The organism is Muricauda sp. MAR_2010_75, assembly GCF_000745185.1.
Classification (GTDB): Bacteria; Bacteroidota; Bacteroidia; order Flavobacteriales; family Flavobacteriaceae; genus Flagellimonas.
The window spans coordinates 3,944,977-3,970,989 of record NZ_JQNJ01000001.1; the positions used below are offsets into that span (position 1 = coordinate 3,944,977).

The following is a 26,013-nucleotide window of genomic DNA, read 5'->3' on the forward strand; positions in this document are numbered from 1 at the left end:
TTCTGTTTGCTTTGCGCCTATTTTATTTTACGTCCGCTAAGGGATGAAATGGGGATTGTAAACGGTGCCGTGAACATGCAATGACTGTTCACTGGAACATTTGTTTGCATGGTTTGTCTAGTTCCCATTTTTGGCTTTTTCATTTCACGAATGTCCCTTAAAAATCTATTGATCTATACGTATTCCTTTTTCTTGGCCAATCTCTTGATTTTCTTTTTCTTTTTTGAAACCTACGGTCCCTTTAAAATCTTGGCCATAACCTTCTTTATCTGGCTCAGTGTGTTCAACCTTTTCATCGTTTCGCTTTTTTGGAGTTTCATGTCAGATGTGTTCAGTAGTCTTGATGCAAAAAAATTCTTTGGAATCATTGCGGCAGGTGGCAGTCTTGGAGCATTAACAGGTCCCATAATTGCACGTTGGCTGAGTACTTTGCCATCCTTTGGCACACTCTTGCTTGCCGCTATTTTCTTTTTGGCTATGGGGTTGTGCTGCGTTTTGGGAATTTTTGGTCTTTCTGCAAAAAAGTCCCATTTCACCCAAAAAAAACAGGCTTCAAAAATTACTTTGGGTGTTGTCTTGGAGGGAATTCAACACATCGCCAAGTCCTCATACCTACAACGCATTGTAGGTTTTATTCTTTTGTACACCTGTATCTCCACAGTACTCTATTTTGAGCAGGCCCATCTTGTGGAAAGAAGTTTGGGGGATTCTGCGGAACGAATCCGCTATTTTTCCAGCATAGACCTTACCGTCAATACCATTGCCATTTTTGGGCAGTTCTTCCTTACAGCCAGAATCATACAAAAAATAGGACTCTCCCTAGTAATGGCCTCCATTCCTTTTCTAATGGGATTGGGATTGATTTTTTTGGGATTCCATACTTCATTGGAAACTATTGCATTTTTAATGGTGCTTCACCGAGCGGGAAACTTCATTTTGCTGCGCCCTGGAAGGGAAATTTTATTCACCGTCACATCAACCTCGGAAAAATACAAGGCCAAAAACTGTATTGACACTGCAGTATATAGAGGTGGGGATGCGTTAGTGGGTTGGGCTTTCTCTGGCTTGGTCGCCCTTGGATTGGGTTTGGGAGCCATAGCATTTTTAGCTATTCCATTAGCTTTTCTTTGGAGCGTTTTAGGATACAAATTGGGGAATCATCAGGCTGAAAAAGAGAATGTAGTACCTTTAAAACAAATCCGTTATGAAAACAAAATACAATCGTAGGGAAGCCCTGCAACTATCGGTATTAGCAGGTTTAGGATTATCGCTGAGCGGTTATTCCTCAGCATTCAACAAACCGGGAAAAATTCAAATGCGGCCCATACCTTCTTCCGGTGAGCCATTGCCCATAGTTGGTTTGGGTACCTGGCAATCTTTTGATGTAGGCAACTCTAAAGAGCAAAGAGATGTTTTAACACAAGTGTTGATTGAGATGAATCGTCTGGGTGGTAAAGTTATAGATTCATCGCCCATGTATGGAAGTTCAGAACGGGTTGTAGGAGATTTAACCTCTCAATTGGATTTTGGGAACGAACTTTTCTATGCCACCAAAGTTTGGACCTCCGGGCAAACTGCAGGTATTCGTCAAATGCAGGATTCCATGGCGAAAATGCAGCGAAAATCCATGGATTTGATGCAAGTCCATAATCTAGTGGATTGGAAAACCCACGTAAAGACCCTTAAAGGCTGGAAAGAAGAAGGGAGGATTCGATATTGGGGCATTACACATTATGTAGATTCAGCGCACAATACTTTGGAAAACATTATTAAGACGGAACGGCCAGATTTTGTGCAATTCAACTATTCCATAAGCTCTAGACATGCCGAAACATCACTTTTTGAAACGGCTGAAAAATATGGTGCGGCCACCATTATAAATCAACCTTATGAAAGTGGATCATTGTTTAGAAAGGTAAAAGGAGAATCACTTCCACAATGGGCCAAAGAAAATGACATACACAGTTGGGGACAGTACTTTTTGAAATTCATTTTGTCCCATAAAAACGTAACCTGTGTTATTCCTGGCACCTCAAAACCCCACCACATGATTGATAATATGACTGCGGGCTTGGGACAGATGCCGGATAAGGACTTCAGAAATAAGATGGTTTCTCACCTGAACTCCCTCTAAAACTATCTAAACAGGTGCCAACGGAAATTTTTCAGCGCCATACCAACCCAACCAAAGCCCTGTCAAAAGTGAGAAATGGATGCCCACTTCAAACCACAGGGGTGCACCCCACTGGGCACAAAGTGCTGCAACTGAAAGCTTACCAATGATGAAAAGTGAAATAAAAAAATGTGGCCAAAAATTATCCCTAACCACTATCAATGATGCCAAAAATCCAGAGAAAGTAGCCGAAATAAACAAGGCCATGGTACCCAAGGCCAAATCGCTATTGGAGGAAGTGCAGAACTGAATCCCATTAAAAAGAACATCTTTGGAAAGTGTGGTATACAACTGCAGGGAAAGCCCGCCAATTACCGTTGCCAAAACGATGAGGAAGATACGTGTACGCAGTTTCATGACGCTTTTTTGATGATTGATGGTTACTTAGCATCGTCAAATTAGCCATCCCGCACATAGAGAAGCATCATTTTAACATCGCTTTAGGTTAAAGTTTGCTAAATATAAACCGATGGGCGGTTCTTCACCTCACTGATTACAAAAGAACTTTGGGTGTTTCCAATATTGTTGATGGCCGTAAGCTTGGTCACCATAAACTCCCTATAACTTTTCATGTCTTCCACATTGATTTTTAGGATGTAATCGTAATCACCACCCACATGAAAGCACTCCGATACTTCTTCCAGCTTTAGCACCTCTCGTTCAAACTTCAAGACATTTTCTTTGGTGTGCTGCACCAATCTGATTTGACAGAGTACCGTAAAATCACGTTTTACCTTTTCCTTGTCCACTAAGGCCACATAATCGGTGATGATACCGGTTCGTTCCAATCTCCTTATCCGCTCGTATACTGCGGTTTTGGATAATTGCAGTTGGTCAGCATAATATTTAGTGGTCTTCTTACAATCTTGCTGAAGTAGTTGTATCAGTTGTTTATCCAAGGCATCCATGACGAATATTCTATTTTATTGAAATCAATTCTACCGAACTAGTATATAATTCTATATAAATAATTAAATATAGACTTATATTCTTTAAATATAGCTATTAATTGACTTTCAAACCAGTATTTTCTATTTTTACGAAAATGGACAACTATGGACTACAAAGCATCAGAACACATTCAAGATCTTCAATATTTTGGTGAATTTGGTGGGGTGAACCCTTCCATTTCTGATTCATCCACCTACACCTTTCTTTCGGCCAAAACCATGTTCGATACCTTTGAGGGAAACACTGAGGGCTGCTACCTCTACAGCCGGCACTCCTCCCCTTCCAACCTGTATTTGGGTGAAGCCATGGCGCAATTGGAGGGAACCGAATCGGCCAATGTGTTTGCCAGCGGAATGGGAGCCATTACCTCGATTATTTTTCAATTGTGCGATGCTGGGGATCATATTGTTTGTAGCCGAACCATTTACGGAGGCACCTATGCCTTCCTGAAAAACTTTGTGAAAAAGTTTAATATCTCCACTTCGTTTATCGACATTACGGATTTGGATGTGGTTGAAAAGTCCATCACCCCAAAAACCAAAATGATCTATTGTGAGGCCATCAGTAACCCCTTGTTGGAAGTGGCCGATATTCAAGCCCTGTCTAAACTGGCTAAAAAACATGGTATTCCTTTGGTCGTGGACAATACCTTTTCTCCGTTGAGCATCAACGCGGCCCAACTGGGAGCTGATATTGTGGTGCACAGCCTTACCAAATTCATCAATGGGAGCAGCGATTGTGTGGCCGGTGCGGTTTGTGCTTCTTCGGATTTTTGCCTCGGACTAAAAGATGTTAATGATGGTGCCGGAATGCTGCTGGGCAGTACATTGGACAGTTTGCGGGCGGCTTCCATCCTAAAAAACATGCGAACGCTTCACATCCGTATTAAAAAACATAGTGAAAATGCCTTCTATTTAGCCCAACAATTTGAAAAAGATGGACTCAAAGTGGTCTATCCCGGATTGAAAAGTCATCTTGGACACCAAACCATGAAAGCCCAAATGAATAAAGAATATGGATTTGGCGGACTCCTTACTTTGGATGTAGGCTCCTTGGACAAAGCCAATGCGCTAATGGAGATGATGCAAAAAGAGAAGTTGGGCTATTTGGCCGTGAGTCTTGGTTTTTACAAAACCCTATTTAGTGCATCGGGATCCTCCACTTCTTCGGAAATTCCTTTGGAAGAACAGCAAGCACTTGGATTAACGGAAGGTTTAATCCGATTTTCCATTGGATTGGACAACGATATCCATGAAACCTACCTGGCCATGCATAGATGCATGGAAGCCTTGGGAATTATGGCCAACAATACCACTTTAGCTTAATGGGAAGCTGTTAGCTGTTTGGAGAACATGCTTCAAAGTTGTAATATTACTTCTTAACAAACTCAGACCACATGCCAAACCAAGAGGAAGAACCTAAGTACAGGGAAAATGAACACATTGTAGAAAATAAAGAACTCAATATTTGGGAAGCCCTCATTCCCGTTTTTGCCTTGGTAGGTATGTTGGCCTACAATGTTTTTGTCTTTGGCGATGATGCGCTCAGTGGTTCCAATCAATTTATCTTGTTATTGGGAGGTGCTGTGGCCGCCATAGTTGGTTTTTTCAATAAGGTCTCCTATGAAAAGATGATTGCGGAAGTGGCCGAAAACATCCGTTCCACTACCGGAGCTTTGCTCATTTTGTTGATGGTCGGCGCCCTTTCGGGAACGTGGTTGGTCAGTGGTATCATTCCTGCCATGATTTATTATGGACTTCAAATTTTGAATCCCACCATTTTTTTGGCGGCCTGTGTGGTAATTTGCGCCATCATTTCAGTAGCCACGGGAAGCAGTTGGACCACTGCGGCTACGGTTGGGATAGCCCTCATTGGCATTGGTGAGGCATTGGGCATTTCACTCGGCATGACGGCAGGTGCCGTACTATCCGGAGCCTATTTTGGGGATAAAATGTCACCTTTGAGCGATACCACCAATCTGGCTCCAGCCATGGCCGGCGGAGATTTGTTTTCCCACATAAAGTACATGGCCTTGACCACAACCCCCACCATTATTGTCACCTTGATTGTGTTTATTATTCTTGGGTTTACCATCGATACAACCGGCGTTGCCGACACCAGTTCCATTTTGGAAAATATAAGCGGAACTTTTAATGTGAGTGGATGGCTTTTTCTAGTGCCTGTAGCGGTTATCTTTTTGATTGTAAAAAAAGCACCTCCGCTTTTGGCATTGTTGATTGGTACGCTATTAGGAGGGCTTTTTGCTGTGTTTTTTCAAAGTCAAATCATTTGGAGTAATGGTCTCAAGTATAGCATTAATTCAATTCCTTCGGATTTACAGGAATATGTACAATGGGATGCAGGTAAGAAAAACTTCTATGGTCCAGGCATCTATGAACTTGTAAAAAGCAAGGAAAATGTGAGTTTAGAGAATAAACTCATATTGGAATTGCCAACATCTAAGACTGAAGTAACTCAAACCTTTAGTAAGACATCCAAGGTCTATGTTGATGGCAACTTAGTTGGCGAATATCATGCAACTGCAACTCCAACTTCATTTTTACAGAGTTCTTATTTTGCAGTCATCGATGCCATCACTGTAGATACCAATATAGCTACAGATGATCCCGCATTGAATGATTTGTTTTCTTCCGGAGGTATGTCTGGCATGTTGGGTACCATTTGGCTGATCATGTGTGCCATGGTCTTTGGCGGTATCATGGATGGCATTGGAGCCCTGGAACGCATTACGGAGTCGCTCTTGAAAATGGCCAAGACCACTTTTGGGCTTTTTGCAAGTACCGTGGGAAGTTGTCTGGCACTCAACGTCACCGCATCTGACCAGTATTTGGCCATTGTGGTTCCCGGGAAAATGTTCTCCAAAGCTTATGAAGAACGCGGATTGGCCCCAGAGAACCTTAGCCGGACCTTGGAAGATTCTGGAACAGTTACATCGGTACTTGTGCCGTGGAACACCTGTGGTGCCTACCACAGTAGTGTATTGGGTGTGGGTGTTGGCGAATATGCATTGTATGCCATTTTCAATTGGTTGAGTCCATTCATGACACTCCTTTTTGCAGCATTGAAGATTAAAATCAAGATGTTGACAACTACCAAAGTGTCCTAACCAATAGCCCGTAATTTTTCAAAGAACCTTTTCCAAATCAGTCTAAAAGAAGGTTTTTTTTAAGTATTTTTGGCCTCGAACCAAAATATAAAAACATGGCTACTGTTACCTTAAAAGGAAACGAAATACATACGCTTGGCAACCTTCCAAAAAACGGTTCCCAAGCCCCCGATTTTACATTGACCAAGACAGACCTTTCCTCGACCTCGCTTTCAGATTACAAAGGAAAAAAGGTGGTCTTGAACATTTTTCCAAGCATTGATACTGGAACTTGTGCCCAATCGGTTCGTCAGTTCAACCAAGAAGCCGCTGAATTGGACAACACCACCATATTATGCATCTCAAAAGACCTTCCATTTGCACAGGCACGTTTTTGCGGAGCTGAAGGAATCGACAAGGTGGAAACCCTTTCTGATTTTAGGGATGGTAACTTCGGAAAAGCATACAATGTGGAATTCATCGATGGACCTTTGCAGAGTTTGTTGTCTCGTTCCGTTGTGGTCTTGAATGAAAATGGCGAGGTAATCTATTCGGAACAAGTCTCTGAAACGGTGGATGAACCCAACTATAAGGCTGCGCTTGAAGCATTGATGGATGCCTAGGGAATCTTTTTTTAAGAATAGGATTCGCAGTGTGGGCTTCGCACTGAAGGGGATGTTTTTGCTCCTACGAACCGAGGCCAGCATACAAATCCAATTTTGCATTGCCATTGTAATGACCATTGCAGGATTCTATTTTGAGATTTCCAATACGGAATGGATTCTGCAGCTCTTTGCCATTGGTTTGGTCATGGGCATTGAAGGGGTCAACACGGCCATTGAGAAAATATCGGACTACATTCAACCAAAAAACGACCCCAAAATTGGTTTGATAAAAGATATTTCCGCAGGCGCCGTTATGATAGTGTCCATTGTGGCAAGTATCATTGGACTCATCATCTACGTGCCCAAATTAATGTAAGCAACGGCAAAGCTTAATTGAAGCATCGTAAATTTGTAAATTAGCCCCGCATAAACCATGATCAATGGCAAAAAAAAGGACAAAATCTAAATCCAAACCTACTGCTGCCAAAAGGAAGGTTTCCCTGAAACCCTCCAAACAGAACAAGATTATCTTTGGCAGTTTACTTATTGTCCTCAGCATTGCGCTGTTCTTTTCCTTCATGTCATACTATTTCACTTGGCAAGCGGACCAAAGTTTATTGTCCGAGTTTGCCAACAGAAATGCAGAAGCCAGCAACCTCTTGAACAAGTTTGGCGCCAGTGTGAGCCATTTTTTCATGTACCGTGGGTTTGGACTGGCCTCATTTGCTTTTCCGGTATTGTTGGCCGTTACGGGACTCTACCTCTTTTTAGGTTTGAGTGGCAAGGGTCTTATTGGAAAATGGATTTGGGGATTGGTCGGAGTTATTTGGATTTCTGTTGCTCTTGGTTTTTTTGCGATAGACCAACCGCTTTTGGGTGGACTTATCGGATATGAAATGAACGATTTCCTTCAAGATTACACGGGTAAGATCGGAGTATTTCTCATTTTGGTGTTTGTATTGATGGTGATTTTGGTGCGACTGTTCAATTTCACCCCCGAAGGTGTTGCCAATTTCTTCCGCAAGCAACGGCAACAGATTAAATCCGACTTTCAAAAAAATGAATCAGTTTCTGGTTCCGAAAATGCAGAAGAATCCGAAGAGCACAGTCTTGACCTGAGTACTGATGACGATACCCCCATAAAAGTGGACACGTATACCCACAAAAAAGATATTCCTCCCTTAAAAAGTGAGGCAGGACTTGATGTAAACCTTCCCGAAGAGGATGAAGTGGATATCAGCTTGGAAGTGGAAAAAGTTGAAGAGGAAAAAGAGGAAAGCGACATTAAATCCGAAAAACTGGTCAAGGATTTTGGGGAATTCGACCCCAAACTGGAATTGGGCAATTATAAATTCCCTCCTTTAGACCTTTTGGATGCCCACGGTGCTTCTGGTGGCATTACCATTAACCAAGAAGAACTGGAAGAAAATAAAAACCGGATTGTAAGTACCCTTAAGAACTACAAAATCGGGATTGCACAGATCAAAGCCACTATTGGCCCAACGGTAACCCTTTACGAAATTGTCCCTGAAGCGGGTATCCGTATTTCCAAAATCAAAAACCTCGAGGACGACATTGCGCTTTCTTTAGCAGCATTGGGTATTCGGATTATTGCTCCCATTCCCGGAAAAGGAACCATCGGTATTGAAGTGCCCAACAAGAATGCCACTGTGGTTTCCATGCGTTCGGTGATTGCATCGAACAAATTCCAAAAGGCCGAGATGGAACTTCCCATAGCTTTCGGAAAGACTATTAGCAACGAAACTTTTGTGGTGGATTTAGCCAAAATGCCACACTTGCTCATGGCTGGAGCCACCGGTCAGGGTAAATCCGTAGGGTTGAATGCCGTAATCACGTCTTTACTTTACAAAAAACACCCTGCGGAGGTTAAATTTGTTCTGGTGGATCCCAAAAAAGTGGAGCTGACCCTGTACAACAAAATTGAGCGTCATTTCTTGGCCAAACTTCCAGATTCGGAGGATGCCATTATAACGGATAACAATAAGGTCATCAATACCTTGAATTCACTCTGTATTGAAATGGATAATCGGTATGAGCTGTTAAAAACGGCCATGGTCCGAAACATAAAGGAATACAATGTCAAGTTCAAAGCCAGAAAGCTCAACCCGAATGATGGGCATAAGTTCCTCCCCTACATTGTTTTGGTGATTGATGAGTTCGCAGACCTGATCATGACCGCCGGAAAGGAGGTGGAAACACCCATTGCCCGATTGGCACAATTGGCCCGGGCCATCGGAATCCATTTGATCATTGCTACACAACGCCCTTCTGTTAATGTGATCACGGGTATCATCAAGGCGAATTTCCCTGCACGAATTGCATTTCGAGTGACCTCAAAAATAGATTCCAGAACCATTCTGGACGCCCAAGGCGCTGACCAACTTATAGGCCGTGGTGATATGCTCTACACCCAAGGAAACGATGTTACCAGGCTTCAATGTGCCTTTGTGGACACCCCTGAGGTGGCCAAAATTACCGATTATGTTGGTTCGCAACGTGCCTATCCAGATGCTCACTTACTGCCAGAATATGTGGGTGAAGAATCTGGCACAAGTCTTGATAATGATATCGCGGACAGGGATGCCATGTTCCGTGAGGCCGCTGAAGTTATTGTAACGGCACAACAAGGTTCTGCTTCCCTGATCCAACGTAAATTGAAATTGGGCTACAACAGAGCAGGTAGAATCATAGATCAGTTGGAAGCTGCAGGAATTGTTGGCCCTTTTGAAGGCAGTAAGGCGCGTCAGGTGTTGATACCCGACATTTACTCTTTGGAACAATTGTTAGAAAATGAATCAAAATAAAACCATGATCAAAAAACATATTCTTTTAATCGGATTTTTAACGGTAGGTCTTTTTTCGTTCGGGCAAAACTCGGACAAGGCCAAAGCATTGCTGGATGAAGTGTACAGCAAAGTAAAAAGCTACGATAATATTTATATTGATTTTAGGTCCACTCTGGAAAATACTGAGGCCAACCTAAAACAAGAAACCAACGGTAATGTTACCTTGGATGGTGAAAAGTATTTCCTGAATTATTTGGGGGCACAACAACTTTTTGATGGAAATAAAGTGTACACCATTGTTCCCGAAAATGAGGAGGTTACCATAGAGGATGTCAACGAGGACAATGATAACGTTAGCCCATCAAAAATGCTCACGTTCTACAAGACAGGTCACAACTATCAGTGGGACATCTTACAAAATGTAGATGGAAGAAAAATCCAATACGTAAAATTGATTCCCATTGATTCCAATACGGAAATCAAGTCTGTGCTGTTGGGGATTGACACCCAAACCAAACATATCTACAAGCTTATACAGACCGGGAACAATGGCACCAAAACCACCATCACCGTTAATTCTTTCAAAACCAATCAGCCACTTTCGAGCACACTGTTTACCTTTGACGAGAAAAAATACGAGGACAAAGGGTATTACATTACAAGAAACTAGGGATTGAAAATACTAGACCAGTATATATTACGAAGATTTCTATATAATTTCTTCAGTTCATTTTTCATCTTGATCGTCATATTCATCTTTCAGGGAATATGGCTATTCATTGATGATTTGGCTGGAAAAGGTCTGGGCATTGTCATTATTGGAAAGTTCATTTTCTACTTTATCCCCACCTTGGTGGACAAAGTACTCCCACTTACCGTTCTATTGTCCTCCATCCTAACCTTTGGAACCTTTGCCGAAAACTATGAGTTTGCCGCCATGAAGGCTTCGGGAATCTCCCTCCAGCGTGGTATGCGCAGCTTGATTGTATTTGTACTCTTTTTGGGTGTGGTCACTTTTTTCTTCGCGAACAACGTTATTCCAAAATCCGAACAAAAAATATTCAACCTTAGGCGAAATATTGCCAAGGTAAAACCCGCCGCTGCCATTACGGAAGGGGTTTTCAGTGATTTTGAAGGCACCGGCGAAGGAATGAACATAAAAGTGGACAAAAAATATGGGGAACAGGACCGTTTTTTGGACAATGTCATCATCCACAAAAAAACGGACCAAAACATAAACAGTACGGTCATCAAGGCAAAAACAGGAGAATTGATCAGTAGTGAGGAATCCGATATCATTCAACTGGTGCTAAAAGATGGGCATTATTATGAAGAACTAATTCCCAAGGATGCCAAAGAAAGAAGGAAACACCCCTTTGCGAAATCGGAATTTGAGACCTACACCATTAACATTGATATCTCTGAGCTCAACAATCAAGACTTGGAGGAAGATGGGAACATTACCACCGACAAGATGAAGAATGTGGGCCGTTTGGTAAAGGATATTGATTCTTTGGCCAAAAACAACTTGGAAAAAGTAGAGGCCTTCTCCAAGAATATTGTCAACCGTATGGGTGCCTTCCCTGAAAAGAATCTTAAAACGGACAGTATTCGCCTTATTGCAGCTGTAGATACCTCAAAAACCAAAATAGCAAAGGACACCATAAAAGATGTTGATGACGTCCTGGCCACACTTGAAGAATGGCAACGGCTTCAGGTTATAAACAATGCCAAAAATTCCGTATCCGGGATTTTAAACACGGTCATCTCCAAAAAGGAAGAACTCCAAAAACGATACAAGTTCTACAATAGCCACATCCTTTCGTTGCACAATAAATATGCACTGGCATTTTCCTGCATTATTCTCTTCTTTGTGGGAGCTCCATTGGGCGCCATTATTAGAAAAGGAGGGCTTGGTCTCCCTATGGTGATTGCCATTGTCTTATTTTTGACGTATTATTTTATTGGGGTATTTGCTGGAAACTACGCCAAGGAAGGAAACATACACCCAGCATTTGGGGCTTGGCTTTCCACCTTAATCATGCTTCCGTTGGGTATCTCGCTCACTAGAAGGGCCACCGCAGATAGAGGGCTGTTCGGGTTTGGAAATATTTTTGACCGCATTAAATCCCTGTTTAAAAAGAAAGAAAAAGATTCTGAAGTATAATGGTTGCCAAAGAAAAAAAGATACAGCTAAACGCCATAGAAGAGGCCATTGAGGATATTCGTCAAGGGAAGGTCATCATTGTGGTGGATGATGAAAACCGTGAAAATGAAGGTGATTTCTTGGCCGCTGCGGAACTCATTACCCCGGAGACAGTAAATTTTATGGCCACCCATGGACGTGGGCTTATTTGTGCTCCTCTCACAGAAGGAAGATGCAAAGATCTCGGGCTCCACAAAATGGTAACCCACAACTCCGATCCGTTGGAAACTGCTTTTACCGTTTCGGTGGATTTAAGGGGCAATGGGGTAACCACCGGAATTTCAGCTGCGGATAGGGCCAAAACGGTTCTGGCACTGACCGATCCAACCACAAAACCCCATGAATTGGCCCGTCCAGGGCATATTTTTCCATTAATTGCGAAGGAAGGTGGGGTTTTGCGCAGAACAGGCCATACCGAGGCCGCTATAGATTTTGCCCGATTGGCCGGTTTGGAACCCGCTGGTGTTATTGTGGAGATCATGAACGAGGATGGCAGTATGGCCCGATTACCGGAACTACTGGAAGTGGCCAAAAAGTTTAATCTGAAAATTGTATCCATCGAGGATTTGATTGCTTACCGCATGGAGCACGACAGCCTTATTGAACTCAAGGAATCTTTCAGCATAAAAACCCGCTTCGGGGAGTTTCGGCTACGTGCCTACCAACAAACCACAAACAATCAAGTGCATATTGCTTTGGTAAAGGGAAGTTGGAAATTGGGGGAACCGGTACTAACCCGAATCAATTCCACCCTGGTGAACAATGATATGTTGGGCACTCTGACCAATAACCCAGATGAGGCCTTACAACGCATGTTCAATGTATTGAACTCCCAGGAAAAAGGTGCCATGATTTTTATCAATCAAGACAACCAATCCATGAATTTGTTGAGTCGCTTGGCTGAGTTTAAAAAATTGCAGGCCCAAGGCATCACCAAAGCACCTAAAATTGATATGGACGCCAAAGATTTTGGCATCGGGGCACAAATTCTGCACGATTTGAACATTTCCAAGATTCGGTTGTTGTCCAATTCCGGGCAGACCCGTCGCGTGGGCATGGTGGGTTACGGTTTGGAGATTGTGGAGTACGTTAACTACTGATTCAGGTTCAAACTCAAAACGCAAGTTCAAGTTCAATCAAGGCCAGAATTAGTGGATATTCGTGTAATTTGTGTCAAGCCCACCACTTCCCAAAATTAGATTCTTCACTAGGTTCAGAATGACCAATTGGTTATATGAATGATTGGATAACTTCTATCATTTTTTTGGCTCTTTCCTTCATTTCCTTTTCGGTCCAGCCCAATTTTATCAAACAAGAAATGGTTCGTCCTACCCAAAGGTCGGATGCAGAAAAATCCACATTGGCATAATCCGGAAGTCCATCAGCTACTTCTTGGGGAAGATTTCCCAAGGATTTTAAATGTGTAAGATGTTCCCATTTTCGATAGTAGTGCCAATTGTTGTTGTACCAATAAAAACAGGCATCCACTCCATTGGCTCCCAAAGCCTGATGTACATTTTGGGCCACATCTTCTGAAGGAAGGAAGAAACTCAAAAAGGAATAATTTTCCTCGCCTCCCTCGGGAACTCTTCTAAACGTTACCTCGGGAATGGTTGACAGGGCTTTACGTAAAATGGTATAGTTTCTTTTTTGCAGGTTGATGAATTCGTCCAATCGGGAAAGTTGGGCCAAGCCCACAGCGGCATTTAACTCTGAAATACGAAAATTATACCCCAAAAATGGATGCTGCTCTGCTCCCCTATCATTTCCGATATGGTCATGGCCATGATCCGAATATTTATGAGCATTTTGATAATAGCCTTCGTTATTCGTGATTACAGCTCCACCCTCACCGCAGGTAATGGTTTTTACATAATCAAAAGAAAAACAGCCTAAATCCCCAATACTGCCCAAGGGTTTTCCTTGATAAGTACCACCAATGGCCTGACAGGCATCTTCCAAGAGCAATAGATTGTATTTTTTACATAAACTTTGAAGCGCATCCAAATCGGCCATGGAACCGCACATGTGTACGGGCATGATTACCTTGGTTTTTTGGGTAATGGCCTTTTCCACTGCATCAGGGTCCAACGTCAAAGTGTCATCCACATCCACCAAAACCGGAATGGCGCCAAGCGCCAAAATGGATTCAAAACTGGCCACAAAAGTAAAGGTGGGCATAATCACCTCATCCCCTGCTCCAATTCCAGCAGTGGCCAAGGCCACAGTAAGCGCGGCAGTACCGCTACTTACCAAATGCACGTATTGGGTCTGCATCCTTTGGGACAAAGCAGCTTCAAGCTCCTTGGATTTCCAATGTCCGTTGCGCATTCCATCAAATCCATAGCGCATCAATACGCCTGAATCCAGCACATCCTGTACCTGTTTCCGTTCCTTATCTCCAAAAAGTTCAAAACCCGGCATTCCCTATCATTTTAAATTTTAAAAAAACCACAATTTTATCGCCATGGCGATTACGGCCACAATCAAAAAAGTCTTGATGAATCCATCGCCCTTTTTTACCGAAAACCGACTGGCCACCCAAGCTCCCGTACCATTACCGATGGCCAAGATAAAACCCAATTTCCAATTGACCTTGTCATTGAACGCAAATACGGCCAGTGCGGAAAGCATATAAATAAAGACCACAGCCACTTTGGTGGCATTCACACGGACTAGGTTCATTCTATTGACGAAATGCAGGAACAACATCATAAGAAATCCGAGTCCTGCATTGATAAATCCCCCATAAATCCCAAAAAAGAAGAACACTATAATACTCAGCCACAGGTATTTTCCGGTGAAGCGCTCCTGCATTTCCTCCAACCTCATTTTGGGTTTAAAAATGATAATGAGCACCACAGCCACCATAATGATGGCCAGAATCCTATTAAAGGTTTCCCCTTTAACATCAATTGCAATATAAGCCCCTAATATGGAACCAAAAAAAGCTGAAACCCCCAAATACACATTGAATGGATAGGTGGAAATGCCCTTACTTTTAAAACCCGCGGTAGCCAAAGCAGTCTGAATAACAATGGCCACTCGGTTGGTCCCGTTGGCCACCGGCGCAGGCAATCCCAAAAATATGAGGGTTGGCAAAGATAATAGGGAGCCACCGCCTGCCACAGTATTAATAAAGCCTACTGCAAAGCCTACAGCCACCAAGAGTGGATAGTGATACCATTCTTCCATTGGTGTAAAAGTACTAGGTAATTTTAGAAACTTTAGAAGGAAAAATTTAAAGTTTATAAACTTTTATAGAACCAAAAAAGCTTTATATATTTGCACCCGCCTACGCAAAAGGCTTCGGCGGGCAAGCCCGCAATTTTTTGGAGGAATGGCAGAGTGGTCGAATGCGGCAGTCTTGAAAACTGTTGAGGGTCACACCTCCGGGGGTTCGAATCCCTCTTCCTCCGCTGAGAGACACCATCTCAAAACAAGAAACCCTGTAAATTATTGATTTACAGGGTTTTCTTTTTTTTATGGTTTTAAATGATACCTTTTGAAATCATGTTAAAAAGTGCCCGTTTCGGTGCCCCTTCAAATCTCATCAAAAAGGGGCACCTAATATCAATTATCATATTGTAATTCAGTCACTTATAACAATTATGTATTAATATTTTTTTCCTAATTTCAAGGCAAATAATGTTAAATTCGGTGTCACTTTTATGGTATCTCTTCTATTCTATCTTAGAAAATACAAAAAAGACCGCGTTGGCCGGTCAACTATTTATGTCAGGATTACAATCGATGGAAAGCGAGCGGAGTTCAGTTCTGGACGCAAGGTTCATCCCAGTACGTGGGACGCGGCATATGGTAAGGTGTTGGGATTTTCCCAAGAAGTACGGCAGCTGAATTCCTATTTGAGCAAGATACGCACTGATTTATATCAGCATGCTGACAAGTTAAAAGATAGGGATGAACCACTTACTGCAATGTCACTCAAAGAGGCTTATTTGGGATTGGACAAGCCCTGTAAAATGCTCTTGGAGATATTCCAGGAACACAATGACCAAGTGGACAGCCTGGTTGGAAAGGATTTTGCCGAAGGAACCGCCGAACGTTACCGAACCGCAAAAAGCCACCTCAGTGAATACATCCAAAATGAACATAAAAGGAATGATATTCCGGTTCATCATGTCAACTATGCTTTTATATCCGGGTTTGAATACTATCTAAAGACTAAAAGAAAATGCAGCCACAACACGGCAATCAAATATGTGGTCAATTTTAAAAAAATCATTCGTGTTGCCTATGCCAATGGGTGGATAACCAGAGATCCTTTCGCCAACTGGAAGGCCAGGTTAAAGAATGTTGAACGTGAATTTCTTACCGAGGAAGAATTACAACGTTTAATGCATTATCCTTTTAGCAATGAAAGACTGGACCATGTTAGGGATTGCTTTGTTTTCTGTTGCTTTACGGGATTGGCCTATGCGGATGTAAAAAAACTGACACATGATGATTTTGTCATTGGAATCGATGGAGACCTTTGGATAAACACCAAACGAACCAAGACAAAAACAAAAAGCAATATTCCTGTACTGCCCACAGCTTTGATGATACTCGAAAAATATGAGCATAGTTCTCTATTGGTTGACAAAAAGGTGCTGCCGGTACTGACCAATCAAAAGATGAATGCCTATTTAAAGGAGATAGCTGACCTGAGTGGGATTAAAAAGCATTTAACGACCCATTTGGCCAGACATACCTTTGCAACCACTGTAACCCTTTCAAATGGTGTCTCAATCGAATCGGTAAGTAAGATGCTCGGCCATAAAAATCTGCGAACTACTCAGCATTATGCCAAGATTCTAAACAGGAGGGTTAGTGACGATATGCAAATGTTGAGGAAGAAGTTGAAACAGAAAGAGAGAGTTCAGAGTGCTGGTGAAAGGATTGACATGAGGAAATAAGGATAGAAGTAATGGATAAAATCATAACTCTACATCATCTTTGGTAAAATATTTGGTTTCAATTTTGTTGAAGCCTACAAAAATGTTTTTCTCGCTATGATAACCCTCATTTTTGAGATTTGTAGCTTTATCGTCTTTATCAAAATATTTCCTTCCAATTAGCCTTCCGTACTCATCATAATATTGCCTTCTTATTGCATATCCCCTTGAGTTATGTGTTAAACTTCGGTTTTCATCTAAAAACTTCGCTTCAACTAATTGTCCTATTTCATTATAGATTCCATTGAAAACAGTCCAATCCACTTTATCGCCCACTTTCAAAACCTCGCCTTTTTTATCAAATTTTACTTGTTCTATTATGTTTCCTTTACTATCATATTTATTTTTAAATCCATGATAAGAGTTAGTACTATGAATGATTGGATTAAGACTCGTACTAAAAAGTCTGACTTCAGATAACCTGCCATACTCATCTCTTTTATAAGTGTATCTATGAATACCGAATTTGTCTGCTGTTGGAACATTATTTATATCAATAAAACTCTTGCTTATTTCATAGCCTTTCTCATCATATTGAAAAGAAACTTTTTCTTCTATCTCTTCATCTACTCCACTTTTGACTATTGTTAGGATGAGGTTGCCAAAATCATCATATTCGTTCTCTTCATTTGATATATCAACCAGTTCACCTGTTTTAGCATCGTACTCTCTTTGCTCCCAATCCTTAGTTTTTCTAAAACGGTTATATGTCCAGCGCTCTTCAGAAGTAACTTCACCTATACTATTTAGCTTTTTTCTTGAAGTTAAATCTCCGAAAGAATCGTATTCGTAAACAAAACAATGCTCTAAATCTCCATTTATTGCTTTCCCACCTTTGTCAAAGAAGCACTTTTTTTTCACTTGGGAATCATTGGTATCATAGAATTCCTTGATAACATAAATATTTGGCTCTATTTGAGGAAAAGGTTCCATTAAAGCATTAAATGCTTTTTTTGTTACTATTCTGTTTACATCATCATAAATAATTTGTTCAACAACCTTTGAATTATTGTCCATAGCTGAATCTCTGGCAATATATCTTTTTTCAGTCTCTCGGTTTTTATTGTCGTATTCTATTTCGACTACTCTGGAACCATTAACCAATGAAATAGCACCTATATTTAGGTCCTTCCCCAAGTAGACTCGCCTAACAAGGTTATGATTGATATCAAAACTATCTTTTACACCATAAATTCCTTCGATTCCCCCTGAATCTTTAAAAGCGATTGCCTCCCCTTTTTCATTAAAGTAGACTCTTTTAATTATGTTCCCCATTTCATCATACTGGTGGGTTCTTTTTGCGATTCCGTATTTATTTGGTTTTAGATTATCATCAAAATCAAATAACTGGATAGCACTTATATAACCCCTATCATTAAATGTGTGCCGTATTGCGAAGACCCCTTCGTCATCGTAACTAGGGTTACCAGATTTGTCATAACCTTTTGCTTCTATCATATTGCCCTTGTCATCATACCGATATTCAGTAAAAGACGTTTTCCAGGTAACAGAATTTATTGGTTGCTCATGAATATCTAAATATTCCATCTTTATATATTCGCCTTTTGCATTATGTTCATATCTTCTAACCGCTACTCCACTGTCATCATAAATTAATTGATTTTCAAATCCATAGTATTTGTGAGTTGACTTATTCCCAAATGAATCGTAAATGTAACTTACTCTATGCACTCCCTTTTTGTTACTTATAGGTTTATTAGATAAATCAAAATACGATTCAGAAATTCTGTTACCATTCAGGTCGTGTTCCCACTCTAATTTGAAAAATCCTTCTTTTTCGATGGGGGACCCTAAATCATCAAAATAGGAAACCGATGTGTTGTTCCCATTAATGTCGTATGAATAACTTTCTTGAATACTTGGTTTGCTTTCGCCATCGTAGAATTTTTTTGACTTTATATTACCTTTCGAATCGTAGACTAATTCAAAACCTGAAAAGTCGGATTCATCCTCAATTGGATTCATCAAATAATCTTTATATATAACCTTATTTAAAACATTACCTAGTTCTTTAATATAGGTATATCCTGTTTCAATTGCGCTAACCGATGAACCTTGTTTTGAGCATGGCTTTCCAGAAGGGTATTCAATTTTTATGTTGTTGCTAGAATTTAAGTAACGTAAGTCCATAATGACATTACCATTGTTGTCATAGTATGACTCATTTGTTAATTTATTCATCTGGTTATAGGAAAACCTAACACCAATCAAGCGTTTCCTCGAACATTGATCATTAAAAAAGTCTCCAAAAATTACAGGTAAATCTTCAGTCTTTAAATTTCCAGGGCCCTTTAAGTATTCAATAAGTACGGGTTTACCAAATCTTCCTTTCAAAGCAAATTTGAAGTAGGAGTTTAGATTGTTCTTTTGTTTTGGACTGATTTCCTTGATTCCAACCCATTCAGAATCAGTTATATAAAAAGAACTAAAGAATAATACATGTCTTTTAAAGTATAAATCATATATGACATAGATGCTAGATAGGCTCAGAGTGGCAAATAAGGCAAGGGATAAAGCAAATAAATTTAGTCTCCTTCTTGAGGTGAATTCTCCTTCTTTTTTTTTTCAGCAGTTTTATAAATAGAAACCCCATATAAAATTGCTCCGATAAATAACATCGTAAAAGCGATTATCTTAAGAAGGCCGTCTTCAGAGACAAAAAAACCATAGGAAACACTAAACAATAAAATAATTATTAACGCAAAAATTCCTAAAGGACTCTTTGATGCCTCTCTAATTATTTCTGGAATATTTGTCAAAGAATTATCCATTTTCTTAATTTTTTGAAAAGAATTTCTTAAATGTAGAATAAAATATGTTAAATAAAAAATCAACAATCTAAATTCAGAAGATCCTTGCGGGTAGTTAAAAGTTCTCGATTCTTTATAATCGTCAAAATGGATTTCTGGACTATTTTTAAAAGTAGTTTATGCCGATTTGATTAATATCTAGGAAAGGCATATTTTATATCTCAATAATCTGAGACAGGTATAAACCTGCCTCTGGATAAAAACGAATACATTTTGGTTGTTTGAATTATTTAATCCCGTAAAGTTTAAATCCCAAATCCTTACCCTTAAACTTTGCGCACGGATCCTGTCGGGTTTTTGTAGTGTTCAGGAAGATAAGCGTAAAGCAAAAACCCGATAGGGCGCATCCTACTTTTTGCTAGGCAAGGAATCTTGTTTCCTCGACCATCTTTGAAAATCCTTATAGATAATAGGGTGGTCATCAAAATAACTCCTAAGTTCGGAAATGGCTTCTCTCCTGCCCTGTATAAAAGCCTTCTTCCTATTTTCCTCAAATTGAATGAAATGATAGCCAAAATACCCGAGGGTCAAAACCGTGATCGATAACACAACAAAGAATAGGGCGGTAAGCCATTTCGGGAACAACATTGCCGATTTTATTTTTTGAGTAATTTCCCCTACCTTCCTTTCATAGGTTGCCATTGCTTCCTGTTGTTGTCCAATAAAGTCCTTGACATAATACTCGATTTTGGAGGAATCCACTTTTATCGTTGTATTATCTTGTTTCTTGTAAAGGTCTTCCAGTTTTTCAATCGAACGGTTGAACCCATCGATTTCCTCGGTCAGCAATTCCATGATCTCATCCATCTTTTTCATAATATGTTTTTTTATTGGTGTTCAAATCCCTATTCCTGTTTCCAGTGCTTTTTTTATTGTTTTCTTTATCACTATTTTGGCAAGGTGCATGGCTATGCTGGCACTCAACTCCACAGTCTTGCCCATAAGCTGGACGGCATTTGAACCTTTAATTAGAATACCCTTTTCATTGTTCTTGGACAGTTGGGCGGCCAAGTTGTTGATCGACATCGAACGGTGCACTTCACTGCCCTTTAGGTTATGGCCTTTGTACTCGTACCGAAAACCTTGCAGCTTGTTCGATTTGTTGATATAAGGAATGACCTTTACTTCTTTCTGTTTCATGTATTTGATGTACTGGCCAAAATCCTTTGGTCTTTTCTCTTCCATTACCTTTTCGTGGATTCGTTTGATTTCGCTTCGTATTCGCTTTATCTCGTTCAGTTTTTCTTGTTGTACCTCTTTTACGGTCGTTAGACCCATTTTTTTGGCAACTTCTTGAGCGGCCAATTGACTCCGTTTTCCAATAAAGCTGTCGTTGTATGCCCTTCCATCAAAACCTATTCTATTGACATATAAGTGGATATGGGTATGTAGTTTGTCCCTATGCACAAAAGCGATGGCCTGATTGTTTTTTAGGTTCATTCGCTTGATGAACCTTTGGGTGAGTTCCTTGAGTTTCTTTTGGTTTAGCTCCTTGCCATCTTCGATTGTCGGACTCAATACAAAGCTGAGGGTATTGTTCTTGCACCTCATGTTTTGCTGTTGTATAATCTTGAACTCGTCTGTAATTTCCTTTGGTGTCTGCCCTGCCAAATGTTGGCTATGGATAATCTCGGCATTCTTCTCTTGGTTCCATCCGTAGCCGATGGATGCCCTGGTATGTGATATGGATCTGCCCTTGCCGATCATTTCTTGAAAATATAAAGGTGCTTTCTGATTTCCTCGGCCAGTTGTTTCACTTCCTGTTCAAGTTTGGGGTTGCGCTTTTTGAACATGTTCCCAATTCTTGTGAAGTTGTTCTTGTACTTTACCAGCATGGCGTAATGGGCCAATTGTTCCGCTGTCAAACGTTCGATGATATTGTTGCCAAAAGCGGAACTCCGGCAATATTCCGATAGGGAAACGCCCGCTCTTTGTGCCCTTTTTTTGAGCAGCTTCTTTTCGTATATGGTACATCTAAATTTGATATAGTCCCTTTTCATTTTTTTTCTTTGCGACCATCGGGAGCAAAGCAAGATTGTCTTTGTTGCCACAAAGACACATCTTGAATTGCCTACGAATTTCAAATTAGACAACAGTATAAGTAACAGTGGCGAAAGGAAATTTTTTAACTCTATAAAGAAGGTTTGCTTAAAGAATTTTCAATAAAAATCAAGAATTCTTGGAAAGTTTGAGGGATATTGGTCCATAACAAATATGAATCATAAGACAACTAATAGCCAATATCAATTACTTACTTTGATTGTTAATGAGATAAAATCAAATAGACATTAGAAAGAAATATCTGGAAAAGGTATGGTTACTTTTAAGTAGGTTTGCAGATGTCGTTCTTAAATAACTACAATCGTGATAGCTCAACCTAAAATCTTGATTATTGGAAATGGCTTTGACCTACACCATAAAATGCCAACTTCATACGCAGATTTCGCAAACCACTATATTGAAAAAAGAATAATTCCCGAAATTGAACAGGTTGTCGTAAACCTTGCAAGGAGAAATGAACTCTTAAACTCCCTTTTTGTTGGGAATTTGGTTGAAACCAGAAAAAATGGTCACCATCATGATGCCTTTATCAATAAGGTTTACATGGATATTGCAACAGGTCAATTATCAAGTGCAGCACAATATCTAAAAGATAACTCTTATAAACTTGACACAGTTATATCCAACTCATTTCTCGGTAAACTATATAAAGGTGGATACGACAATTGGTTTGATATTGAAAGGGCGTATTTCCATGAGCTTTTAATCCATAAAGAAACAGCACAAGGAGGGAACAGGGCAGCTGCCAAAAAAGACTTATTGAAGCTGAACATGGAGTTTGACGAAATTAAAAAAGCCCTTGTTGAATATCTCAAAACTATACCCATTGCCAAGGATCCAAAAGTCCAGAGATTTTTTGACACTCATATCAGAGGGGTAAAAGATGTTTACATCCTCAACTTTAACTATACCTCAACCATCGAAGATTATCTATTGGTGTAGACTTCCCTTAGATAGAACTGCTTATTTTTCTAAAACTTCATCAAAGTTATCGTTTTTAATTCCTTGTGCGGTACCGCACAAGGAATTGAGTTCCAGATATTGTTTAGGGGACACATATCCAAGGGCCTTGTGTGGCCTGTAATTGTTGTAATCGTTCATCCAAATCCGTGCCTGTTCCCTTACTTGGTCGATGTCCTCAAAGATGAACCTGTTGAGGGTCCCCCTCCTAAAACTGCCGTTGAACCTTTCCACAAATGCGTTCTGGGTCGGTTTTCCCGGTTGTATATATTTGAACTCTATTCCGTGCATCTTGCTCCATTGGGACGTTAGCTTAGCGATGAACTCAGGACCGTTGTCCATGCGTATGCGCTTGGGCTTTCCCCTTCTGTTGATCAGATGGTTCAACACCCAGACCACACGGTTGCTGGTCAGGGAAAAATCCACTTCGATGTGCAGTGCCTCCCTGTTGTAATCGTCCATGATGTTCAGTGCCCTGAAACGGCGTTTGTTCTCCAGGACGTCGGTGACAAAATCCATGCTCCAGGTGTGGTCGGCCTCCGCCGGGACCTCCAAAGGCTCTTTCACACGTGCCGGAAGGCGTTTCTTCGCCTTTCTTCTCAAGGGCAGTCCCAGTGCCCTGTAGACACGGTGGACGCGCTTATGGTTCCATGGCATTCCCTCTGCCCTCAAACGGTGATAGGCCATCCAGAAACCCTCCTCCGGATGTTCCCTGGCCTTTTCCCGCAAGGCCTTCTCGATCTCCCCGTCATCCTTTGGCAACGGACTGTAATAGTAAACGCTCTTGCTCATGTTAAGGACACGGCACGCCCTGCTGATGCCGTAATGGGCAAGATCTTTGCCAATGCTGCGCTTGCGGCAGGGCCTCAGAGCTTTTTTTCGATGACCTCCTTGGCCATTTGGTGATCCAGGGCCAGAGTGGCGTACATCTGCTTGAGCTTGCGGTTCTCCTCCTCGAGCTCCTTGATGCGCTTGAGCTCCTTCCCGCTCATACCGGCGTACTTCGAACGCCACTTGTAAAATGCGGCGGAGCTGACCCCATGGTCACGGGTTATCTCGGCAACGGACTTGCCGTTGTCAAACTCTTTTAAAATCTTTGCGATCTGTGTTGGTGAAAATTTGCTCTTCCTCATAATGCTGTTTAAAATTAAGATTATTATTCTACTTTTAAACAGTTCGGTTTTAAGGGGAGCTTACATTGGAGTACCAGACAAAACAGAATATTGAAGTAAATTATATTCATGGATCTTTGGAAAATGATTGGATAGTGTTTGGGTACGGCGATGATACCGATGAAAACTATCAAATCATGAGAGATTTAGAAATCGACGAGCTAATTGAAAACTATAAAAACCAAGCATACAGCAAATATGACAACTACTCACAACTTTACGAACGTGCGTTAAACAAGTACAATGAGTATGATGTATTGGTAATTGGTCATTCTTTGGGAAAAACAGACAAAGCGTTATTAAGTGAAATAATAAACTCTTCTAAACTGGGGAAGTTTTATTGCTTCAAAAGAAAGGATTTAGAACACACCCCTGAATTTGTGGAAAAAGAATTTGATGTTCTCAATAAAATGGCAAGTAGAATTTTTTCCAATGAACTGGACAAAAGAAAAAAAATGGTTCCCTTATCGAAAAGTGCTTTTTTCCCCTAAATTGAAAGCTCCCTAAGCCCTCTTTAGTGCCTTCTATGAAAAATGATGCGTTTTATTTAGACGGTTACAGGCATGCTCTGGATAATGCAAAATCTTTGTTGGATATTGCAACATGTGCGTCTGAAATGAATAACCGTGGAGCTGGAACATCACTTTGTATCCTTTCAGCAGAAGAATCTATAAAAGCAGTGTTTATATTACAGCAAAGTGTCAATCCAAATCAAAAAATAAGTGATTATGAAGATATATTCAAAAGCCACAAAACCAAACATGAGTATATCGTTGAACTCTTCAAACAAATGGATCGATTCAGATTCAAAATTTTAGAGGAATATGGGAAAGTTAGGCATGATCGAAAACTTAGAAGAAAAGTAGCCCGAAAAAACCCCAAAATAATGAAAACTGTAGATTGGGCCTTTCAAAATTTTAAATCCATACCTGAAATGATGGATACTTTTGATTGGTTCGAAAAAGCAAATGTTCAAAAAAATTATGGCCTGTATCTGGGTTTAAATCAGCAAAAAGGTGCATGGAACATCCCAATTAAAACAGAAGCGATTGTGTTTAAAAGAGCATTGAGAAACGCCAAGAATATCTATGAATATGCAGTCTACAGTAAGGAGATATTAACAGATCCAAGTGTTATTAAAAAGCATCAAACAGAGTAGCCACACTGCCTATTATTACTTTTGAAAATCCAAAAAGTTTAGTAAAAAAATAAAGTTACATTTTCTGCTGGATAAAAATGAATATCGCCTTGCTTAGTAAATTAGTTTGGTAAGTTTTGGGACGATTGCAGCGCGAAACCTTGTTTCGCTCGCTGTTGTGTTTTACCAAATAAGGAAGTCTTCTAAAAGATGGTCTTCTTTTGCAATTAAGGGGCAAAAACTAAGGATTGCCACGCATGACACATCTTAAGAGAGAGTTGAACTTGGGTTTACCTTGCTTTACAATAGAACAACCGTTTCAAATGTATGTAACTTAATCAATTTATCTCCGAATTAATCCTTTAAATATTCCTTCAATATTAAAAGTCATACCTTCTTTCACTACGATTGGGTCGTGATTTTGATTAATTGATTCCAGTATACATACTTCATTAGTTACCCTACGAAATTTTTTTATTCTAACTCCTCCATCCAAGCTGCAGACTACAATTTCACCATTCTCTGCAGATTGCTGTTTTTTCGCTATTACTAAATCTTTATTTCTTATTTCTGGAACCATTGAATCTCCCTCGGCTTGCACTAAAAATGCTTGATCGACAGAAAATGAAATTAAACTTGAAGGTAAAGGTATTCGCGTAATTGGGTTACCAGAAAGAATCGTTCCGTCAGGACCACATTTGGCTGGCCCATAAAGGTTTAGAAAAGTAATTGGTTCCTCAGGCGTAGATAAAATTTGATAATCAGAAGGGTTGCTAGGATTTCTTTTAAGCAGTCCTTTACTCTCTAATTGGTTAATATGGTGGTAAACAAGGCTAGGAGATGACAGCCCTAGCTCTTCCTGTAAGTCTCTCATTGATAATGGAGAGTCGAGATTTTTGGAAAGCAAATCTAGAAGTCGCTCTTGGGTTCTGTGAAGATTCATTGTTAATAACTTTTTGTTCAACTTTTTTTTGAACAATTGAAATTTATTAATTATTGAATAAATTTGAGTGTTCCAATAATAATAGAACGAATATATCAATTT

The 26,013-nt window shown here is 40.4% G+C and carries 25 protein-coding genes and 1 tRNA gene; 15 read left to right on the forward strand and 11 right to left on the reverse strand.

Going from position 1 to position 26,013, the window contains the following annotated elements:
- Positions 1–108 precede the first annotated feature (108 nt).
- Positions 109–1,227, forward strand: coding sequence for an NTP/NDP exchange transporter (locus FG28_RS17760; protein WP_051947464.1), 1,119 nt, complete (start codon positions 109–111; stop codon positions 1,225–1,227).
- The gene (locus FG28_RS17765; RefSeq protein ID WP_036385274.1) at positions 1,205–2,134 is read left to right on the forward strand and encodes an aldo/keto reductase; all 930 of its coding nucleotides are present in this window, start codon (positions 1,205–1,207) and stop codon (positions 2,132–2,134) included. The genes FG28_RS17760 and FG28_RS17765 overlap by 23 nt, the downstream gene beginning before the upstream one ends.
- A gap of 6 nt (positions 2,135–2,140) precedes the next feature.
- On the opposite strand, the gene FG28_RS17770 is transcribed toward FG28_RS17765, so the two are convergent.
- Together FG28_RS17770 and FG28_RS17775 are read right to left on the reverse strand one after the other, a co-directional pair.
- On the reverse strand, positions 2,141–2,530 hold the full coding sequence (locus tag FG28_RS17770) for a hypothetical protein (RefSeq protein WP_156102323.1): 390 nt from the start codon (positions 2,528–2,530) through the stop codon (positions 2,141–2,143).
- Positions 2,531–2,628: 98 nt separating this feature from the next.
- Positions 2,629–3,081, reverse strand: a complete 453-nt coding sequence (locus tag FG28_RS17775) for an Lrp/AsnC family transcriptional regulator (protein WP_036385277.1) — start codon at positions 3,079–3,081, stop codon at positions 2,629–2,631.
- A 147-nt stretch (positions 3,082–3,228) separates the two neighbouring features.
- Here FG28_RS17775 and FG28_RS17780 point away from each other — a divergent pair, with 147 nt between their 5' ends.
- From FG28_RS17780 to ribB, 8 genes are all read left to right on the forward strand, one after another.
- Positions 3,229–4,449, forward strand: a complete 1,221-nt coding sequence (locus FG28_RS17780; RefSeq protein ID WP_036385279.1) for an aminotransferase class I/II-fold pyridoxal phosphate-dependent enzyme — start codon at positions 3,229–3,231, stop codon at positions 4,447–4,449.
- Between the two features lie 71 nt (positions 4,450–4,520).
- Complete coding sequence (locus tag FG28_RS17785; protein WP_036385280.1) at positions 4,521–6,251, forward strand: Na+/H+ antiporter NhaC family protein; 1,731 nt, start codon at positions 4,521–4,523, stop codon at positions 6,249–6,251.
- Positions 6,252–6,346: 95 nt separating this feature from the next.
- Positions 6,347–6,853, forward strand: a complete 507-nt coding sequence (tpx, locus tag FG28_RS17790; RefSeq protein ID WP_036385282.1) for a thiol peroxidase — start codon at positions 6,347–6,349, stop codon at positions 6,851–6,853.
- The gene (locus tag FG28_RS17795; protein WP_036385284.1) at positions 6,846–7,211 is read left to right on the forward strand and encodes a diacylglycerol kinase family protein; all 366 of its coding nucleotides are present in this window, start codon (positions 6,846–6,848) and stop codon (positions 7,209–7,211) included. Before tpx ends, FG28_RS17795 begins: the two co-directional genes overlap by 8 nt.
- A 64-nt stretch (positions 7,212–7,275) precedes the next feature.
- Positions 7,276–9,660, forward strand: coding sequence for a DNA translocase FtsK (locus tag FG28_RS17800; protein WP_036385286.1), 2,385 nt, complete (start codon positions 7,276–7,278; stop codon positions 9,658–9,660).
- Positions 9,647–10,312: an outer membrane lipoprotein carrier protein LolA gene (locus tag FG28_RS17805; RefSeq protein ID WP_394297381.1), complete on the forward strand. Its 666-nt coding sequence runs from the start codon at positions 9,647–9,649 to the stop codon at positions 10,310–10,312. The genes FG28_RS17800 and FG28_RS17805 overlap by 14 nt, the downstream gene beginning before the upstream one ends.
- A 3-nt stretch (positions 10,313–10,315) precedes the next feature.
- Entirely contained in the window at positions 10,316–11,809 is a 1,494-nt protein-coding gene (locus FG28_RS17810) for an LptF/LptG family permease (RefSeq protein ID WP_081894448.1), read from the forward strand.
- The gene (gene ribB, locus FG28_RS17815; RefSeq protein WP_036385287.1) at positions 11,809–12,948 is read left to right on the forward strand and encodes a 3,4-dihydroxy-2-butanone-4-phosphate synthase; all 1,140 of its coding nucleotides are present in this window, start codon (positions 11,809–11,811) and stop codon (positions 12,946–12,948) included. Before FG28_RS17810 ends, ribB begins: the two co-directional genes overlap by 1 nt.
- Positions 12,949–13,078: 130 nt before the next feature.
- On the opposite strand, the gene FG28_RS17820 is transcribed toward ribB, so the two are convergent.
- The gene (locus tag FG28_RS17820; protein ID WP_036385289.1) at positions 13,079–14,272 is read right to left on the reverse strand and encodes a DegT/DnrJ/EryC1/StrS aminotransferase family protein; all 1,194 of its coding nucleotides are present in this window, start codon (positions 14,270–14,272) and stop codon (positions 13,079–13,081) included.
- 18 nt (positions 14,273–14,290) lie between these two features.
- Positions 14,291–15,043, reverse strand: a complete 753-nt coding sequence (locus tag FG28_RS17825; protein ID WP_036385291.1) for a sulfite exporter TauE/SafE family protein — start codon at positions 15,041–15,043, stop codon at positions 14,291–14,293.
- A 139-nt stretch (positions 15,044–15,182) separates the two neighbouring features.
- Between FG28_RS17825 and FG28_RS17830 the strand changes: the two genes are divergently transcribed.
- A tRNA-Ser gene (locus tag FG28_RS17830) sits at positions 15,183–15,267 on the forward strand.
- 252 nt (positions 15,268–15,519) lie between these two features.
- Positions 15,520–16,767, forward strand: a complete 1,248-nt coding sequence (locus tag FG28_RS17835) for a site-specific integrase (protein ID WP_036385292.1) — start codon at positions 15,520–15,522, stop codon at positions 16,765–16,767.
- Positions 16,768–16,788: 21 nt separating this feature from the next.
- Here FG28_RS17835 and FG28_RS17840 read toward each other — a convergent pair whose 3' ends face one another.
- From FG28_RS17840 to mbpA, 5 genes are all read right to left on the reverse strand, one after another.
- Positions 16,789–19,161: a hypothetical protein gene (locus tag FG28_RS17840; RefSeq protein WP_036385295.1), complete on the reverse strand. Its 2,373-nt coding sequence runs from the start codon at positions 19,159–19,161 to the stop codon at positions 16,789–16,791.
- A 191-nt stretch (positions 19,162–19,352) separates the two neighbouring features.
- Positions 19,353–19,598 carry a hypothetical protein gene (locus tag FG28_RS17845; protein WP_036385297.1) on the reverse strand — a complete coding sequence of 82 codons (246 nt, stop codon included), beginning with the start codon at positions 19,596–19,598 and terminating at the stop codon, positions 19,353–19,355.
- 387 nt (positions 19,599–19,985) lie between these two features.
- Positions 19,986–20,453 (reverse strand): DUF6730 family protein, encoded by a 468-nt coding sequence (locus tag FG28_RS17850; RefSeq protein ID WP_036385299.1) that lies wholly within the window; start codon positions 20,451–20,453, stop codon positions 19,986–19,988.
- A 21-nt stretch (positions 20,454–20,474) separates the two neighbouring features.
- Positions 20,475–21,344, reverse strand: a complete 870-nt coding sequence (locus FG28_RS17855) for a relaxase/mobilization nuclease domain-containing protein (RefSeq protein WP_036385301.1) — start codon at positions 21,342–21,344, stop codon at positions 20,475–20,477.
- Positions 21,341–21,637, reverse strand: coding sequence for a mobilization protein MbpA (mbpA, locus tag FG28_RS17860; protein ID WP_036385302.1), 297 nt, complete (start codon positions 21,635–21,637; stop codon positions 21,341–21,343). Before mbpA ends, FG28_RS17855 begins: the two co-directional genes overlap by 4 nt.
- A gap of 364 nt (positions 21,638–22,001) precedes the next feature.
- Here mbpA and FG28_RS17865 point away from each other — a divergent pair, with 364 nt between their 5' ends.
- Positions 22,002–22,640 carry an AbiH family protein gene (locus FG28_RS17865; protein WP_156102324.1) on the forward strand — a complete coding sequence of 213 codons (639 nt, stop codon included), beginning with the start codon at positions 22,002–22,004 and terminating at the stop codon, positions 22,638–22,640.
- Positions 22,641–22,661: 21 nt separating this feature from the next.
- On the opposite strand, the gene FG28_RS17870 is transcribed toward FG28_RS17865, so the two are convergent.
- A protein-coding gene (locus FG28_RS17870) for an IS3 family transposase (protein WP_156102245.1) occupies positions 22,662–23,791 on the reverse strand; the annotation gives its coding sequence in 2 pieces (ribosomal slippage) (positions 22,662–23,530 and positions 23,530–23,791; 1,131 coding nt in all).
- A 65-nt stretch (positions 23,792–23,856) separates the two neighbouring features.
- Between FG28_RS17870 and FG28_RS17880 the strand changes: the two genes are divergently transcribed.
- Positions 23,857–24,321 (forward strand): AbiH family protein, encoded by a 465-nt coding sequence (locus tag FG28_RS17880; RefSeq protein WP_036385306.1) that lies wholly within the window; start codon positions 23,857–23,859, stop codon positions 24,319–24,321.
- A 35-nt stretch (positions 24,322–24,356) separates the two neighbouring features.
- Complete coding sequence (locus FG28_RS17885; protein ID WP_036385308.1) at positions 24,357–24,989, forward strand: AbiV family abortive infection protein; 633 nt, start codon at positions 24,357–24,359, stop codon at positions 24,987–24,989.
- A 322-nt stretch (positions 24,990–25,311) separates the two neighbouring features.
- Here FG28_RS17885 and FG28_RS17890 read toward each other — a convergent pair whose 3' ends face one another.
- A complete protein-coding gene (locus FG28_RS17890) occupies positions 25,312–25,911 on the reverse strand; it encodes a LexA family transcriptional regulator (protein WP_197062629.1) in 600 nt (199 codons plus the stop codon).
- Positions 25,912–26,013 lie beyond the last annotated feature (102 nt).

Coding starts and splice junctions, on each gene's coding strand:
- FG28_RS17760 (WP_051947464.1), top strand. CDS start 109: ATGGTTTGTCTAGTTCCCATTTTTGGCTTTTTCATTTCACGAATGTCC.
- FG28_RS17765 (WP_036385274.1), top strand. CDS start 1,205: ATGAAAACAAAATACAATCGTAGGGAAGCCCTGCAACTATCGGTATTA.
- FG28_RS17770 (WP_156102323.1), bottom strand. CDS start 2,530: ATGAAACTGCGTACACGTATCTTCCTCATCGTTTTGGCAACGGTAATT.
- FG28_RS17775 (WP_036385277.1), bottom strand. CDS start 3,081: ATGGATGCCTTGGATAAACAACTGATACAACTACTTCAGCAAGATTGT.
- FG28_RS17780 (WP_036385279.1), top strand. CDS start 3,229: ATGGACTACAAAGCATCAGAACACATTCAAGATCTTCAATATTTTGGT.
- FG28_RS17785 (WP_036385280.1), top strand. CDS start 4,521: ATGCCAAACCAAGAGGAAGAACCTAAGTACAGGGAAAATGAACACATT.
- tpx (WP_036385282.1), top strand. CDS start 6,347: ATGGCTACTGTTACCTTAAAAGGAAACGAAATACATACGCTTGGCAAC.
- FG28_RS17795 (WP_036385284.1), top strand. CDS start 6,846: ATGCCTAGGGAATCTTTTTTTAAGAATAGGATTCGCAGTGTGGGCTTC.
- FG28_RS17800 (WP_036385286.1), top strand. CDS start 7,276: ATGGCAAAAAAAAGGACAAAATCTAAATCCAAACCTACTGCTGCCAAA.
- FG28_RS17805 (WP_394297381.1), top strand. CDS start 9,647: ATGAATCAAAATAAAACCATGATCAAAAAACATATTCTTTTAATCGGA.
- ribB (WP_036385287.1), top strand. CDS start 11,809: ATGGTTGCCAAAGAAAAAAAGATACAGCTAAACGCCATAGAAGAGGCC.
- FG28_RS17820 (WP_036385289.1), bottom strand. CDS start 14,272: ATGCCGGGTTTTGAACTTTTTGGAGATAAGGAACGGAAACAGGTACAG.
- FG28_RS17825 (WP_036385291.1), bottom strand. CDS start 15,043: ATGGAAGAATGGTATCACTATCCACTCTTGGTGGCTGTAGGCTTTGCA.
- FG28_RS17835 (WP_036385292.1), top strand. CDS start 15,520: ATGGTATCTCTTCTATTCTATCTTAGAAAATACAAAAAAGACCGCGTT.
- FG28_RS17845 (WP_036385297.1), bottom strand. CDS start 19,598: ATGGATAATTCTTTGACAAATATTCCAGAAATAATTAGAGAGGCATCA.
- FG28_RS17850 (WP_036385299.1), bottom strand. CDS start 20,453: ATGAAAAAGATGGATGAGATCATGGAATTGCTGACCGAGGAAATCGAT.
- FG28_RS17855 (WP_036385301.1), bottom strand. CDS start 21,344: ATGATCGGCAAGGGCAGATCCATATCACATACCAGGGCATCCATCGGC.
- mbpA (WP_036385302.1), bottom strand. CDS start 21,637: ATGAAAAGGGACTATATCAAATTTAGATGTACCATATACGAAAAGAAG.
- FG28_RS17885 (WP_036385308.1), top strand. CDS start 24,357: ATGAAAAATGATGCGTTTTATTTAGACGGTTACAGGCATGCTCTGGAT.
- FG28_RS17890 (WP_197062629.1), bottom strand. CDS start 25,911: ATGAATCTTCACAGAACCCAAGAGCGACTTCTAGATTTGCTTTCCAAA.